This window comes from Agrobacterium vitis (genome assembly GCF_013426735.1).
Lineage (GTDB): Bacteria > Pseudomonadota > Alphaproteobacteria > Rhizobiales > Rhizobiaceae > Allorhizobium > Allorhizobium vitis_D.
The window spans coordinates 298414-313612 of record NZ_AP023273.1 but is presented as its reverse complement, the minus strand read 5'-3'; the positions used below and the strand labels follow the sequence as shown (position 1 = coordinate 313612).

At 57.8% G+C, this 15199-nt stretch carries 12 protein-coding genes; 6 read left to right on the top strand and 6 right to left on the bottom strand.

Annotated features, from left to right (window positions below; all coding sequences use genetic code 11):
* Positions 1-26 precede the first annotated feature (26 nt).
* Genes H1Y61_RS18765 through H1Y61_RS18755 form a run of 3 tightly spaced genes read right to left on the bottom strand, consistent with a single transcriptional unit; the run spans position 27 to position 2739 of the window.
* Positions 27-854, bottom strand: a complete 828-nt coding sequence (locus H1Y61_RS18765) for an ATP-binding cassette domain-containing protein (RefSeq protein WP_180575030.1) — start codon at positions 852-854, stop codon at positions 27-29.
* A gap of 5 nt (positions 855-859) precedes the next feature.
* On the bottom strand, positions 860-1714 hold the full coding sequence (locus tag H1Y61_RS18760; protein ID WP_234903440.1) for an ABC transporter permease subunit: 855 nt from the start codon (positions 1712-1714) through the stop codon (positions 860-862).
* Positions 1715-1770: 56 nt separating this feature from the next.
* The gene (locus tag H1Y61_RS18755) at positions 1771-2739 is read right to left on the bottom strand and encodes an aliphatic sulfonate ABC transporter substrate-binding protein (RefSeq protein WP_174112477.1); all 969 of its coding nucleotides are present in this window, start codon (positions 2737-2739) and stop codon (positions 1771-1773) included.
* Between the two features lie 401 nt (positions 2740-3140).
* Here H1Y61_RS18755 and H1Y61_RS18750 point away from each other — a divergent pair, with 401 nt between their 5' ends.
* From H1Y61_RS18750 to H1Y61_RS18740, 3 genes are all read left to right on the top strand, one after another.
* Positions 3141-4106 (top strand): aliphatic sulfonate ABC transporter substrate-binding protein, encoded by a 966-nt coding sequence (locus tag H1Y61_RS18750; RefSeq protein ID WP_180575029.1) that lies wholly within the window; start codon positions 3141-3143, stop codon positions 4104-4106.
* 25 nt (positions 4107-4131) lie between these two features.
* Entirely contained in the window at positions 4132-5322 is a 1191-nt protein-coding gene (ssuD, locus tag H1Y61_RS18745; RefSeq protein WP_180575028.1) for an FMNH2-dependent alkanesulfonate monooxygenase, read from the top strand.
* Positions 5323-5591: 269 nt separating this feature from the next.
* Entirely contained in the window at positions 5592-6059 is a 468-nt protein-coding gene (locus tag H1Y61_RS18740) for an RrF2 family transcriptional regulator (RefSeq protein WP_012653833.1), read from the top strand.
* 154 nt (positions 6060-6213) lie between these two features.
* On the opposite strand, the gene H1Y61_RS18735 is transcribed toward H1Y61_RS18740, so the two are convergent.
* From H1Y61_RS18735 to H1Y61_RS18725, 3 genes are all read right to left on the bottom strand, one after another.
* Complete coding sequence (locus H1Y61_RS18735) at positions 6214-6762, bottom strand: flavin reductase family protein (protein ID WP_180575027.1); 549 nt, start codon at positions 6760-6762, stop codon at positions 6214-6216.
* Positions 6763-7127: 365 nt separating this feature from the next.
* Positions 7128-8300 (bottom strand): acyl-CoA dehydrogenase family protein, encoded by a 1173-nt coding sequence (locus H1Y61_RS18730; protein ID WP_180575026.1) that lies wholly within the window; start codon positions 8298-8300, stop codon positions 7128-7130.
* Between the two features lie 273 nt (positions 8301-8573).
* A complete protein-coding gene (locus H1Y61_RS18725) occupies positions 8574-9485 on the bottom strand; it encodes a LysR family transcriptional regulator (RefSeq protein ID WP_174112482.1) in 912 nt (303 codons plus the stop codon).
* A gap of 208 nt (positions 9486-9693) precedes the next feature.
* On the opposite strand from H1Y61_RS18725, the gene H1Y61_RS18720 reads away from it, so the two are divergent.
* The 3 genes from H1Y61_RS18720 (at position 9694) to H1Y61_RS18710 (ending at position 15123) form a co-directional block, all read left to right on the top strand.
* A complete protein-coding gene (locus H1Y61_RS18720) occupies positions 9694-10491 on the top strand; it encodes an alpha/beta hydrolase fold domain-containing protein (protein ID WP_180575025.1) in 798 nt (265 codons plus the stop codon).
* Positions 10492-10549: 58 nt separating this feature from the next.
* A complete protein-coding gene (locus H1Y61_RS18715; RefSeq protein ID WP_180575024.1) occupies positions 10550-11740 on the top strand; it encodes an efflux RND transporter periplasmic adaptor subunit in 1191 nt (396 codons plus the stop codon).
* A gap of 182 nt (positions 11741-11922) precedes the next feature.
* Positions 11923-15123, top strand: a complete 3201-nt coding sequence (locus H1Y61_RS18710; RefSeq protein ID WP_180575023.1) for an efflux RND transporter permease subunit — start codon at positions 11923-11925, stop codon at positions 15121-15123.
* Positions 15124-15199 lie beyond the last annotated feature (76 nt).

Below are 15199 nucleotides of genomic sequence, written 5' to 3'. Positions count from 1 at the left end.
GCATTGATGCCGGGCTGGCGTATTCCTCACGCTTGGGCCGCGTCTCCCAGCAGTTTCTCCAATATCTGTGCTTCGATTGCCGCGCATTCCGCTGTGGCATGCCGCCTTGGGCGTGGCAGTGAAACCTTGAGATCGAGCGCAATGCGTCCGGCGTCGATAACGACGATCCGGTCGGCGAGGGCGACGGCTTCCGACACGTCATGGGTGACCAGCACTGCGGTGAACCGTTGCTTTTGCCAGATCCGTTCCAGCAATTGCTGCATTTCGATCCGGGTCAGCGCATCGAGCGCGCCCAGCGGTTCATCAAGGGCCAGGATATGCGGATGCGCCGCCAAGGCGCGGGCAAGCGCGACGCGCTGTTTCTGGCCGCCTGAGAGAACGGAGGGCCATTCGCTGGCCCGTGCGCCAAGGCCGACTTCTTCCAACAGGGCGCGGGCCGCCGAAAGCGCTTCTTTGCCCTTGGCAATTCCGGTCAGTCCAACGGCGACGTTGTCATCGATCTTTGCCCAGGGAAGAAGGCGCGGCTCCTGAAACATCATTCGAACCCGGGCAGCATCGCTCTTGTCGGCATGATGGACAAGTTCGCCGGAACTTGGTTTGTCCAGCCCAGCCAGCAACCGCAACAGGGTGCTTTTGCCGCAGCCGCTCTTGCCGATGATCGCCAGAAACTCACCTTCGGCGACATCGAGGTTTATGCCATCCAGCACGGTCTGTGTCCCAAAACTCTTTCGGACATTGCGGAAGGAAAACGCTGGGCGGGCGCTGGCAAGCACCGGTTGGGATGCCTGTTCCTGTCTTGTTGCAGGATGTGCTTCCTGAATTGGCCGAAGCCGTGTCACTGTTGTTGCGGTCATGGGTCTTACCTCGCTGTCTGGTAGGCCGGATGCCATTGCAGGAACACGCGCTCCAGGAAACGGGCAAGCAGATCCGCCAGTTTGCCGAGCAGCGCATAGATGAGAATGGAAAGAACAACCACGTCGATCAGCAGGAACTCACGCGCCTGCATGGCCATGTAACCAAGGCCGGAAGATGCGGCGATGGTTTCTGCCACGATCAGCGTCAGCCACATGATGCCAAGACCATAGCGCAGTCCGGCAAAGATCGCGGGCAGGGCGCCCGGCAGGATAACCTTGCGAAAAAGCCGGTATGGCTTCATGCCGTAAAGGCGGCCCATTTCCACCAGTTGCGGATCGACGCTCTGGATGCCCAGCAGGGTGTTGACATAGATCGGGAAAAACACGCCAAGCGCGACAAGAAAGAGCTTGGCCTCTTCATCAATCCCGAACCAAAGAATAACCAGCGGGATCAGTGCCAGATGGGGAATATTGCGCACCATCTGCAAGGTCGTATCGGTAATGCCCCGGCTAAGGGCCGACAGGCCGTTGAGCAGACCGAGTGCGAAACCGATGCCGCCGCCAATCGCAAAGCCAGCCAACGCCCGTACAGTGCTGACGCCGATATTGGTTGGCAATTCGCCTGATAATGTCAGGCGCCAGAAGGCTTCGGCGACGGCAGACGGTGCCGGCAAGATGTTTTGCTGCAACAATCCGGCGCGCGACGATGCTTCCCAGGCAATCAGGATCAGCAAAGGCAGCGCCCAGCCGATGCTGTTGCCAGCCAGTCGTGACAGGCCAGCCCCAAACCATGCAAGTCCCAGCGAGGGGGCCAGCGAGGGGGCATGTCCGGCATCTTGTCTGATGTTTGAATTCTGCATCGCTTCAACTCCGGATCATTATCTTCAGTTGCCTGGGTCTTCAGTTGGCCAGGTCTTCAATTGGTTGGCGCAACCCACACGGCGTCTTTGATGTTGATTTTCTTCGGGATCAGGCCAAGCCGGAAGAAACGGTCGGCCGTCTCTTGCTGGGTTGCCACGATCTCGTCGGTAATCTTGAAAATGCCGAACTCGGCCCGGTTGGCGGCCAAAGTCTGGGCGTTGAGCGGCACGCCGGTAATCTCATGCAGGGCGGCGGCCAATTGATCGCGATTGTTGGCGGACCATTCCGCTGCAACAGTGAGCGCCTTCAATACGGTCGCCAATGTGTCGGGATGGCTTGCTGCAAAGTCGCGATTGGCGAGAAAATAGGTTTTGACGTCAAGCACTTCGCTGGAGCGGGCGAGCGTCACCAGATCATATCGGGTCTCGGCAATCGCCAGGAACGGGTCCCAGACGGCCCAGGCGTCCACCTTGTCGCTGGCAAAGGCCGCCGCCGCATCCGCCGGACCCAGATAGACCGGGGTGATCTCGTCAAAGCCGATCCCGGCCTTTTCCAGGGCAACCACAACGAGGTTATGGGCGCTGGTACCTTTTCCGACCGCGACCTTGCGGCCCTTGAGGCCGGCCAGATCCTTGATGCCGGAACTGGCCTTGACGACGATGCCCTCGCCCTTGCCATTCGGCGGCAGTGCCGCAGCATAGACGATGGCTGCCCCGGATGCCTGACCGAAAATCGGTGGCGCATCTCCGGTCCAACCGACATGGACGGAGCCGACATTCAAGGCCTCGACCAGCGGCGGCCCGGCGGCGAACTCCACCCAGGATACCGAGGTTCCTTGCGACTTGAGGGCGGCTTCGATCACGCCCTGCTGGCGTGCGATGACCGGCAGGCCGGTTTTCTGGTAGCCGATTTTCAAGACGCTCAGTTCTTCTGCCCGCGCGCGGAAGGCAGCGCCAAGCGTCAGGGATAAAGCAAGGGAGCCAAGGGCACCGGTCGTGAACAGGCGGCGGGTCAATTCTGTCATGGTGCGTCTCTTGAAAACTCAATTCCGGGCGATGGCGCCTTAGGTTAGAGTATATAGTCTATGGAAATAATGGAGATAAAATCGATCAATATTCCCCGAACTGCGAAAACATTTTTCCTCATTTGACAGTTTTCCGGGATGCAGCGTGCGGCGATGACGCCCTCATTCGGGTTGGACCTAGTCTGGCGGGTTGGACCTGGGCTGGCGAAAACCGACCCCCGTGGCTGACTTCAGTCTCTGCATCTTCGGAAGAGACGAAATTCCGACCCCTTGAGACGGCGAAATGGCGGCAGGAAATTTCCGCAGCGGCCCATAAAGCGAAAAATATTGCTTACAAATTCCATAGACTAAATCATCATATAGGCCTGACGATTGCGACCGACCAAAGAAAGAGACCGCTGATGATCAACCGCAGACAGACCCTTGGCTTGCTTGGCGCTGCCGGCACCATCCTCGCCTTGCCGGCAATCCGTACCGCCCAGGCGTCAATCACGACATTGCGCATCGGTTGGCAGAAGAATGGTGTGCTGGCGCTGGCCAAGCGCACGGGCGCGCTGGAAAAGCGTCTGGCTGCGCGCGGCGTCACGGTGACCTGGGCTGAATTTACCTCAGGCCCGCCGCTGCTGGAAGCGCTGGGGGCCGGTGCGCTCGATTTTGGTCCGACAGGCGATGTGCCGCCACTGTTTGCCCAGGCGGCGGGCGGCAATCTTCTTTATGTTGGCACCTACAAGGGAGCACCCTCCGGCACGGCATTGCTTGTGCACAAGGATTCACCCATCCAGTCGATTGCCGATCTCAAGGGCAAGAAGCTTGCCTTCAAGCGCGGTTCGAGCGCTCATAATTTCGTGGTCAAGGCGCTGAAAACGGCGGGATTGACGCCATCAGATGTCAAGGCAGCGGATCTGTCGCCTGCCGATGCGGGGGCGGCATTCAAATCTGGAAATGTCGATGCCTGGGCAATCTGGGACCCTTATTTTGCGGTGGCCGAGACCGATCCAAATGCCAGGGTGTTGACGACCGCCAGCGGTATTGTCGATAGCTGGAGCTTTTATTTCGGCAATGGTGATTTCACCAGTAAAAACCCGGAGGTGATCACCGATGTTATCGATGAATTGCGCAAGACCGGCGTTTGGGCGCAGAGCCATCTGGATGAGACGATTACAGCGCTCGCCGAAATCACTGGCGTGCCGCGCGACACGACAAAGACCGTGCTGACCCGGCCCGGCGCCGATCTCGGCAGCGTGTCTACCCTGAACGATGAAGCCATCGCCTATCAGCAGGCCTTGGCCGACGAATTTCACGCCCTGCAAATTCTACCGAAGCCTTTGAAGATTGCCGAGATCGTCTGGCGCCCGAAGGCAAGCTGAACCATTTCCATGAAAGGACTTGTCCATGTCTAAAACGACCAATGCGCAAAATGCGCGGCCCATCGATTTTCTCTGGTTCATCCCCACGTCGGGTGACGGCACCTATCTCGGCTCCAACGATCTGACCCGCCCGGTCGATCACGGCTACCTGCGTGAGATTGCCAGCGCTGTCGACCGGCTCGGCTATTACGGCGTATTGTTGCCAACCGGGGTCGCCTGTGAGGAATCCTTCGTCACGGCGGCGTCGTTGGCTGCCCATACGCAGAAACTGAAATTTCTGGTCGCCATTCGCCCCGGCACGGCGTCGCCCGCCTATTACGCGCGGTTGGCCGTCGCCCTGGACCGGGTCTCGAACGGCCGCACGCTGCTGAATATCGTTGTCGGCGGCAGCCCGACGGAATTGGCGGGTGACGGTATTTTCGTCTCCCATGACGAACGCTATGCCCATGCCGACGAGTTTTTCACTGTCTGGGAAGATCTTTTGGGCAAGGGCCATGCCGATCTGAATGGCAAATATATTCGCGCCGAAGGGGCGCGCCTGGGCTTCCCGCCGGTGCAATCTCCGCGTCCGCCGCTCTATTTCGGCGGCTCGTCGGACGCCGGGATCGACTTTGCCGCCCGTCGCGTCGATAAATACCTGACCTGGGGCGAACCGCCAGCGCAGGTCAAGGAAAAGGTCGAGGCCGTGCGTGCTGCCGCTGCCCGCAGCGGGCGGGATGTCTCCTTTGGCATCCGTCTGCACTTTATCGTCCGCGAAACCGATGAAGAGGCCTGGGCCGCCGCAGACAAGCTGATCTCGAAACTGTCGGATGAAACCATCCGCGAAACCCAGGCCCGCTTTGCCAAGGAGTCCGATTCTGTCGGCCAACGCCGCATGACGGAATTGCACAATGGCCGGCGTGACAAACTCGAAGTCTCGCCCAATCTGTGGGCCGGGGTGGGGCTGGTGCGGGCAGGGGCCGGTACGGCCCTGGTCGGCTCGCCGGAAACGGTGGCGGAGCGCCTGCGGGAATATCAGGCCATCGGCATTGATACGGTGATCGGCTCCGGCTATCCGCACCTCGAAGAAGCTTACCGTGTGGCGGAACTGCTGTTTCCGAAGCTTGGTCTGGGCAGGTCGAATGAAAACGACATTAAACACAGCGACTTCGCCGATTCGAAAGTTTTTGCCGGCGGAGGCCATTCCGGTGGTTTCCGGGTCGTTTCCGGCTCCTGAGACCCTTTAATTGTCGCTCATGCGCCATGCCGCTCCGGTTCAAGCCGGGGCGGTGTTGCCTTTTTTGATGCTTCCATGCAACGAACGGCGGTGAAACGTCGGTCGATCTGACGTTTGCCAGCCACAATCCCTTGCGGCAAAGCTTGAATATGAAATACATAATTTTTATATGTTTTTAAAGTTCACGCTGTAGTTTGGCTTTATTGCCATGGTGAAATGCGGATGGGGCCGAGATTTGTCGGCCCGGAATGTTGGGAAAGCAGACAGTCATGCTGACGAAAAAAGGCAAATACGGTTTGAAAGCGCTGGTGGATCTGGCTCAGCTTGGACCGGGTGAAACAGCGTTCATCAGCGAGATTGCGCTCAGAAACAACATTCCGAAGAAGTTTCTCGACACCATTCTGCTCGAATTGCGCAATGGCGGCATCCTGCGGTCGAAAAAAGGCCCGGGCGGCGGTTACTCCTTGTCGCATCCCGCCAGCGAAATCCGTATTGGCCACGCCATTCGCCTGCTGGATGGGCCGCTTGCGCCGATCCGTTGTGCCAGCCGCACCGCTTTTGAAGCTTGCGACGATTGCGCCGATCCGGTCAACTGTCAGGTCCGGCGGTCGATGACCCAGGTGCGGGACGCCATCGCGGCTATTCTCGACAATATGACACTGGAACAATTCGTCGCTACGCCAAGCCTGAATGAACTGACGCAGGATGAGCAGCAGGAAAAGCGCGCTACTGCATAATTCCTTAAATCGGCTTGGATTTATGGCTAAAATTATGCAGCAGATGTAAAGCGCTACGGCAGACCTCTAGTATGAAACATGTCCGTCGAATACAGAAATCAGCCTGCCGGATCTGAATAATCCGGCAGGCTGATTTTTTGTCTTGGCCGCAAAGTCAGCCCAAAATCGGTGTGAAATTGCCGTAACGGCCGTTCTGGTAGGCGAGCGGGCTGCCTTCGCCGAGCTGGATCGAAATGACCCGGCCAATGATGATTCCATGGCTATGGCGGTCGATGATCTCTTCCACTTCGCAGTCGATTGCGGCGAGCGCGCCGACCAGCAGCGATGCGCCGCTCGGCCCGACCAGCCAATTTGACCCGTCATAGCGGGCCTCTCCCTTCAGCCCCCCAACGCCGGCAAAACGATTGGCGACAGGCTCGTCATGGCTCGCAAGGATGTTGAGGCCGAAATGACCGTATTTCCGGATCACCGGATAGCTGGAAGAGGTCCGGTTGATATTGACGATAACCGTTGGAGGATCGACCGACAAAGCGGTGGCGGAGGTCACGGTTGCACCAGTGCGCTCTGGCCCCTGGCCCGCCGTGATCACCGAAACCTGGCCGCTGACGTGGCGCATGGCCGATTTCAGCAGACCCGGATCGACGGACGGCTGCGGATAAGGCGTAGCGTTGGCGTCCTTGCGCGGCATGGTGAGGATCGTCATGAGCAATCTCCAATTGGCTGTCTTTTCCTGCCGGTCAAAATGGAATCTCACGGCTCTTTTGTCAAAGTAATCCATAATTTCAATAGATTAAATTATGAGAAGAAAATTCTAAAAAATGGCGGTCTTTTGCATTCCTTGACCCGTAAACCTTTCAAGGCCGACATGCTGCCGACATAATGTGCTATAAACGGGAGAGCCTATCAGATTTGGACTGAAAGTAGATGGGCTCTCACTTCTCTAGGTTTCAGTTGTCTTTTCACGAAAACCGGAGTCCACTTTTCCGAGAGCATTTTCAGCAAAAATGCGCAGCGGGGTTGCGTCCGGAAATGCTCTAACGCAAACTGCTGGCAGCATTCATCGGCAAGTTATCCGTTGGAATCATCATCTGAAAAACCGCTCAAGCCAAGTGTGCCCTTGCGCAAAAGCGAAACGATGATAGCGGCTTCAGCACTTTGGAACTCGACGCCGCCGAGAGGCGTGGTTGCATGTGCAAAGCGTGGGTCCGCTGCGACCGACTGAGCGATTGTCGCGGCTTCTACGGCGGCTGCATTGGCTGCCGATGCGATCAGGAAGGCGGTATGTCGATGACGGTCCTGTGTGCCGATCTGGGCGGCATCGATGGCGCTGGCGGCTTTCTCGATTACGGCTTCGGCTGTTGCCAATCGCAGGGCGGCATCGGCGATGGCGCCGGTTTTTGATGGGTCAAAATCGGGTTCGAACGTGTCATCAGGCAGATGAGAGGGGGCCAATACCGGGCTTCCGAACAATTGGCTGAATGCAGCTTTGCCTCTCCCCAGTTCCACCGCTGCCTGCAAAAGCAGCTCCATGGCCTGAGGCACATCCGGCCCCTGTGCCGGACGACGGGTCTGCAATTGCGCGTCCTTTTCGCCTCTCTGGTCGCGAAACAGCACGGGCTCACCTCGATCCGGCTGGCTTTTGTCTGAAAGGGAATTGGCAATCGGCGTCATCGTCGCCGTTCCCCCAGGAAAAAACAGATGAGCTGGCTCTTCAACCTGGTCATGGACGGAAACCATGATCCAATCGGCAGAAGTAGCGTTCGGTGACGCCATGCCGGTGCCATTCAATGACCAGCCAAGTCCGTTATAGGAAAGGTGCAGGCCCCTGTCTTTCAGGCTTGCCGCAGACGGTGCTTTGACGCGTGCCAGACGCATGCCTGCCAGTGCGGCAGCAAAGAAATAGGATTTCTGCGCTTCGCTGCCATGGCTGCGCAACAGCTCCAATGCACTATAATGGCCCGCAAGCATGGCCCCCAATGTGGGACAAGCCTTTGCCAAAACACAGCAAATGGTCGATAACAACACATTCGAAACGTCGATCCCGCCATAATCGGTCGAGACGGAAATGCCGAGAAGCCCCGACCTGAGCAGATGGTCGAGGATTGCTTTTTCATAGGACCCGTCATCTGCCGACACTGCACTTTCGGCCAGGAGATGCGCACAGCCAAGGGCTTCGTCTTCGGCTTTGATGAAGGCAACTGGTCTAGCCAGTCGGTCGAAAACGGGCGAGAATGTTCCCATGACGGCATCTCCCTTTTGTCTCGATTTCGAAATTCAGGACCAGAGCATTTCCAGGAAAAGTGGAGACCGGTTTTCCGTTCGGAAATGCGTAAAAACAAAGAGTTAGAGCGTTACTGCGATTACATGTAGAGCAGAAACGCTCTAGTGACGTCTCTTCCCGATTCACGAGAGCCGGAACCCGCCAAACAGGTGGGCAATAAACGATATTATCATATCGATAGATTTTGTATAGTTTCCTTTTCAAAGGGTTGTGGGGTCTATGACGTCGTTGTTTCAGCCCTCATTGAGTCTGGCTTCGAGCAGAAGTTTTACCAGCCAATCAACGAAGACCCGGACCTTGTTGCTCAAATGCCGGTTCGGCGGATAGACGATATAGAGAGGAAGCGGCTCACGCCTCCAATCCGCCAGCACCTGCACCAATTCGCCCGATGCAAGGAGGCTGGCGGCCATGAACCGGGGAATTGGCGCAATACCGAGGCCGTTCTGGGCGCAGGTCATGTAGGTGCGGCTATCGTTGACAGAAACGATGTAGCGGGCGCTGATCTCCAACTCTTCCTTGTCTTTTTTGAACTTGAAGGGCATTTTCCGGCTATTGTTGCTGCTGAAATAGTTCACGCAATAGTGGTGGTTTTCCAGCTCGCGCGGATGGGCCGGGATGCCGAATTTTTCGATATATCGGGGTGCGACGCAGGTGATCATTTCGACGTCGCAAACCCGTCTGGCGATCAGTGACTGATCGGACGGCGTCCCGGCCCGCAAGGCGCAATCGACGTTTTCGGCAAGATAATCGACCATCCGGTCGCTGACGCCGAGATCGATGTGCATATCTGGAAATTTCTGATGAAAGTCGCAGAGCGACGGCACGACAATCCAGTCGGAAAAGGCGCCGGACATTTCGACACGCAAACGTCCGCGGGGTGTGCTTTGCGCATTGGAAAGACTTTCGTCCAGCTCAGCCAGTTCCGAAACGATCTGGACGGCTCTCTCATAATACAAGGCCCCGTCTGTGGTCACCATGACGCGACGGGTGGTCCGGTTGAGCAGTTTGGTCTGCAAATGGGCTTCCAACCCCTGGATGAGATTGGTGACCGTTGCCTTCGGCATATCAAGCCGCTCAGCCGCACGGGTAAAGTTGCCGGTTTCCACCACGCGAATAAAGGCGCGCATTGCCGAGAGCTGGTCCATGGGAGTTGGCCTTGTTGATGTGCGTTGCACTATTATTCGAAAATACGAACAGTGTAGTAAGAAAACGCCCGCTTGTTCCAATTAGCGAATAACAATAGATTTTACATGAAATTGCAAGCGTGCATATCATATCTCGTCTCGGGTGCCGCTGGTCGGACCAGGCAAAATCAGAGGTCCCGAATGTTGGGGCTTAAGGAAAGTCTAAGCAATGTCGGTACAAGTGAAAGATATGGTGCTGGACAAACTGGCCGTCGGGCCGGTGTCCGCACGTGTCTATCAGGGTGCCGAATATGGCAAGGGGCCGCCGGTCGTGTTGTTCTTTCACGCAGGTGCCTTCATGGCATCCGGCGTGGTGGACAGTTCGGTTGCGGCATGTCTGGCGAGGACCGGCGCTATCGTGGTGGTGCCGGACTACAATGCGCCGCTTGGGCCGGTCTTTCCAAGTCCGCTTGAGGTGGGCTTTTCGATTTTCTCCTATCTCGCCAACAAGCGTGCCGGGCTTGGCGACCGTAAATCGCTGCTGTTGCTGGCAGGCGTTGAGGCGGGTGGTAATATTGCCGCCAGCGTCGCGCTGAAGGCACGGGATCATTTCGCCAACGAACTCGACGGCCAGATCCTGCTGTCGCCGCTGCTCGATCCATTCATGGGGACGGCTTCCATTCGTGAAGCGGAAGCCATCGGCATGCGGGAGCGCTGGGCGGAAGGCTGGAGCCGCTATCTCAGTGGTGGAGGATGCCATCCCTATGCGGCACCTTGTCTCTGTTCGCGCCTTGCAGGCGTCGCGCCTGCTTTGGTTTTGAGCGCAGAGGACGATCCGCTGCGTGATGAAAGTCTTGCGTTCGCGCAAAGCCTGAAACAGGCGGGCGTTAAAACCTGTCGCCATGTCCTGTCTTCGGGGAAGGGCTGGTCATCCATCTATAGCAGTCAACAGATCCATGCATCGGCATGGGAGCCTGAGCTTGAAAGCCAGTTCGAGGACTTCGTTAAACAGATCAGCATTCGCTAGAATGTCGTGAAACCTGAATGAACAATGGCGGCCTGTGGGGGCCGCAAGGAGATTGCCAATGTCATCCAGAAAACAACGCTGGGCCCTTATGGGCGCCGGCCTGGGCCTTGTTGTTTCCATTTCAGCCGTATCCGTGGTTCTTCAATTGCCGATGAGTGCTGCTGCAACGGCGGCCTCGGCGGCCGCATCGACTCCTGCCGTGCCGGTCACGGTTTCCAAGGTTTCCAGCCGGAATTTCACCCATTGGGAGCTGTTTTCCGGCCGTCTCGAGGCCGTTGAACGGGTCGATGTGCGGCCACGGGTCGGCGGAGCCATCCAATCCGTCCATTTTCGTGAGGGCGCGTTGGTCAAGGCAGGCGATCTGCTGTTCACTATCGATCCCGCTCCTTATCAGGCCGCTGTCGATCAGGCGGAAGGCCAGTTCGCTTCAGCCGAAGCCAAGGTCGATCTTGCCAGGATCGAACTGGATCGCGGCTTGAAACTATCGGGCAATAGCACGATCTCGCAAAGCGATATGGATCAGCGCCGCAATAGCTTTACCCAGGCTCAAGCTGCCATGGGAACCGCCAGAGCCCAGCTGCAATCGGCTCAACTGGAGCTGGATTATACCCAGGTGCGCGCCCCGGTTTCGGGTCGCGTCGGTAAGCTCGAGGTTACGGCAGGCAATCTGGTGGCCTCGGGGTCTTCTTCTTCCGTCTTGACCACACTGGTGTCTGTCGATCCGATCTATGCCAGCTTCAATGTCAGCGAGCAGTTGGTGGCCAAGGCTCTGTCGCAGCTCCCACAAACTGGAGCCGCCTTGGCCGACATCGACCGTATCCCTGTCGAAATCGGCACGTTGGCCGATGACGGCATGCCGATCAAAGGCAAGCTACAATTGATCAACAACCAGGTCGATGCCGCCAGCGGTACGATTGGCGTGCGCGCCGTGTTCGACAATCCGGGCGGCAGGCTTATTCCTGGCCAGTTCGTGCGGGTGCGGATGGGCCAGCCTGTGCCGGAAAACAAGATCCTGGTCAGTGAACGGGCGATTGGCACCGATCAGGACAAGAAATTCGTTTTCGTTGTCGATGCCGATAACAAGGTCAATTACCGCCAGATCCAGTTGGGCGCCGTGGCCGAAGGCCAGCGTGTGGTTGAAAGCGGGCTTGCTGCTGGCGATACGATCGTCGTCAACGGTCTGCAACGCATCAAACCAGGCGCGATTGTTGCGCCGCAGCCGGAAGAAAAGCTCGCGGCGTCGAAATAGTCATAGCCTTTGCATCGACCTGATGCCCTTGCACCGCAAGGTGCGAGCACTGATCAGGTCCAATATCCTCCCGGCAGCAAAGGCCGCCGGGCAGGACTGTCATATCCATATCCACCGTTTGCCGGACGAAACATCGCTTTTGTCCGAGGGCGGAGTTGTTTCACGCCGGAGAGGGCTTTGAAATGAACATTTCCCGATTTTTTGTTGACCGACCGGTGTTTGCCGGGGTGCTGTCGGTATTGATCGTCGTGGCCGGGTTGATCGGCATGCGGTCGCTGCCGATTTCCGAATATCCCGATGTCGTGCCGCCGTCGATTGTCGTGCGGGCCACCTATCCCGGTGCCAATCCGAAGGTGATTGCCGAAACCGTGGCAACGCCGCTCGAAGAGCAGATCAATGGCGTCGAGGGCATGCTTTACATGTCGAGCCAGGCGACCTCGGACGGCGTGATGACGCTGACCGTGACCTTCAAGCTCGGCACTGACCCCGATCAGGCCCAGCAACTGGTGCAGAACCGGGTATCTCAGGCCGAACCGCGTCTGCCGGAAGAGGTCAAGAGCCTCGGCGTGACCACGGTGAAAAGCTCTCCCGACCTGATGATGGTCGTCAACCTGATCTCCCCAGACAATCGCTATGACATTACCTATCTGCGCAATTACGGCGTCCTGAACATCAAGGACCGGCTCGCCCGGATTGCAGGCGTCGGTCAGGTGCAGATCTTCGGCTCCGGCGATTATTCCATGCGTATCTGGATCGATCCGCAGCAGGCGGCCGAACATGGCTTGGCGGCCAGCGATATTACCACGGCCATCCGCGCCCAGAATGTCCAGGCCGCCGCGGGGATCATCGGTGGCTCGCCAAGCCTGCCGGGCGTCGATGTACAATTGAACGTCAACGCCCAGGGGCGGCTACAAACGCCAGAGGATTTTGGCAATATCATCGTCAAGAGTGGCGCAAACGGTCAGATCACCCGATTGCGCGATGTCGCCCGCGTCGAGCTTGGCGCTTCCGATTACGCGCTCCGCTCCCTGCTGGACAGCAAGGCCGCAGTCGCCATTCCTGTTTTCCAAGCGCCCGGCTCCAATGCCATCACCATTTCCGATGAAGTGGTGAGGACGATGGATGAGTTACAATTGGCGATGCCAGAAGGCGTGAAATACGAAATCGTCTACGACACCACCAAATTCGTCCGCTCTTCCATCGAAAAAGTCGTCGATACCCTGCTGGAAGCCGTAGCGCTGGTCGTGCTGGTCGTCATCCTCTTCCTCCAGACCTGGCGGGCGTCGATCATTCCGCTGATCGCGGTTCCGGTGTCGATCATCGGCACATTTGCCGTGATGTATGCCTTCGGCTTTTCTATCAACGCCCTCAGCCTGTTCGGACTGGTTCTGGCCATCGGCATCGTCGTGGATGATGCCATCGTCGTTGTCGAAAATGTCGAGCGCAATATCGAAAACGGCCTGTCACCCCGTCAGGCGACCTACCGTGCCATGAAGGAAGTGTCGGGGCCGATTATCGCCATCGCCCTGGTTCTGGTGGCGGTCTTCGTGCCGCTGGCCTTCATTTCCGGTCTGTCGGGCCAGTTCTACCGCCAGTTCGCCTTGACCATCGCCATCTCGACCGTGATCTCGGCGCTGAATTCGCTGACCCTGTCACCGGCGCTTGCCGCTCTGCTTCTGAAGGGACATCATGCACCGAAGGACCGGCTGACACGCGGCCTGGACTTTATGCTTGGCTGGTTTTTCCGAGGGTTTAACCGGGTGTTCGGCGCAGGCTCCAATGCTTACGGAAAAAGCGTCGGCGGTCTTCTCTCACGCAAAAGCATCGTCATGGTGGTCTATCTGGCCCTGGCCGGTGCCACCTATGGCCTGTTCAATGCTGTTCCGGGCGGGTTCGTCCCGGCGCAGGACAAGCAATATCTGATTGGTTTTGCCCAGTTGCCGGATGCGGCCAGCCTTGACCGTACGGAAGATGTGATCAAGCGGATGAGCGACATTGCGCTTGCCCAGCCGGGCGTGGCCCACGCCATTGCCTTTCCGGGCCTGTCGATCAATGGTTTCACCAATTCCTCCAATGCCGGCATTGTCTTCGTCACCCTGAAGGATTTCGACGAGCGCAAGACGCCTGATCTGTCCGGTGGGGCGATTGCCATGCAGCTGAACCAGAAGTTTTCCTCCATTCAGGATGCTTTCATCGCCATGTTCCCGCCGCCACCCGTCCAGGGTCTCGGCACGACCGGCGGTTTCAAGCTGCAATTGGAAGACCGGGCTGGATTGGGCTATCAGGCGCTGGACGAGGCCACCAAAGCGTTTCTGGCCAAGGCCTATCAGACACCGGCGCTGACTGGCCTGTTTTCCAGCTTCCAGATCAATGTGCCGCAGCTCTATGCCGATCTTGATCGCGCCAAGGCCGAACAGCTCGGTGTTTCCGTTACCGATGTGTTCCAGACCCTGCAAATCTATCTGGGTTCACTCTATGTCAATGACTTCAATGCTTTTGGCCGCACATACAGCGTTCGCGCCCAGGCCGATGCCAAATTTCGGGCCACGTCCGACAATATTGGTCAGTTGAAGGTTCGCTCCGCATCGGGCCAGATGATCCCGCTGTCTGCGCTGCTGCGGGTCGATCCGACCACGGGGCCGGAACGCACCAACCGCTATAACGGCTTTCTGGCTGCTGATATCAATGGGGGTCCGGCCCCCGGATTCTCATCCGGTCAGGCCCAGGCGGCAATTGAAAAGATCGCAGCGGATGTCTTGCCAAAAGGTATCGGCTACGAATGGACGGATCTGACATACCAGCAAATCCTGGCGGGAAGCTCAGGCTTCCTGGTGTTTCCACTGGCTTTGCTGCTGGTCTATCTCGTGCTTGCCGCGCAATATGAAAGCCTGACTCTGCCTTTGGCGATCATCATGATCGTACCGATGGGCGTATTGGCGGCGCTGACCGGTATCTGGCTGACCGGAGGAGACAATAACATCTTCACCCAGATCGGCCTGATCGTGCTTGTCGGGCTCTCAGCCAAAAACGCCATCCTGATCGTCGAATTTGCCCGGGAGCTGGAATTTGAAGGCAGGACCCCGGTTCAGGCGGCTATCGAGGCCAGCCGCTTGCGTCTGCGCCCGATCCTGATGACATCCATGGCCTTCATCATGGGCGTCGTACCGCTGGTCACCTCAACCGGTGCTGGGGCCGAAATGCGTGCGGCCATGGGTATTGCGGTGTTTTCCGGCATGATTGGCGTGACGGTCTTCGGCATTTTCATGACGCCGGTCTTTTACGTGCTGATCCGCAAACTGGCTAGCAATCGACCGCTGGTGCAGCATGTCAACGATGACCATGAGCAGGACAATGACAGGCCGATGCGCATGGCGGCCGAGTAAGGCAAACGATGTGCCGTTGCGCTTCTGAGGCGCAGCGGCACGTCGCTGTTTATCTTCTATTCTTACGGTTCGACGA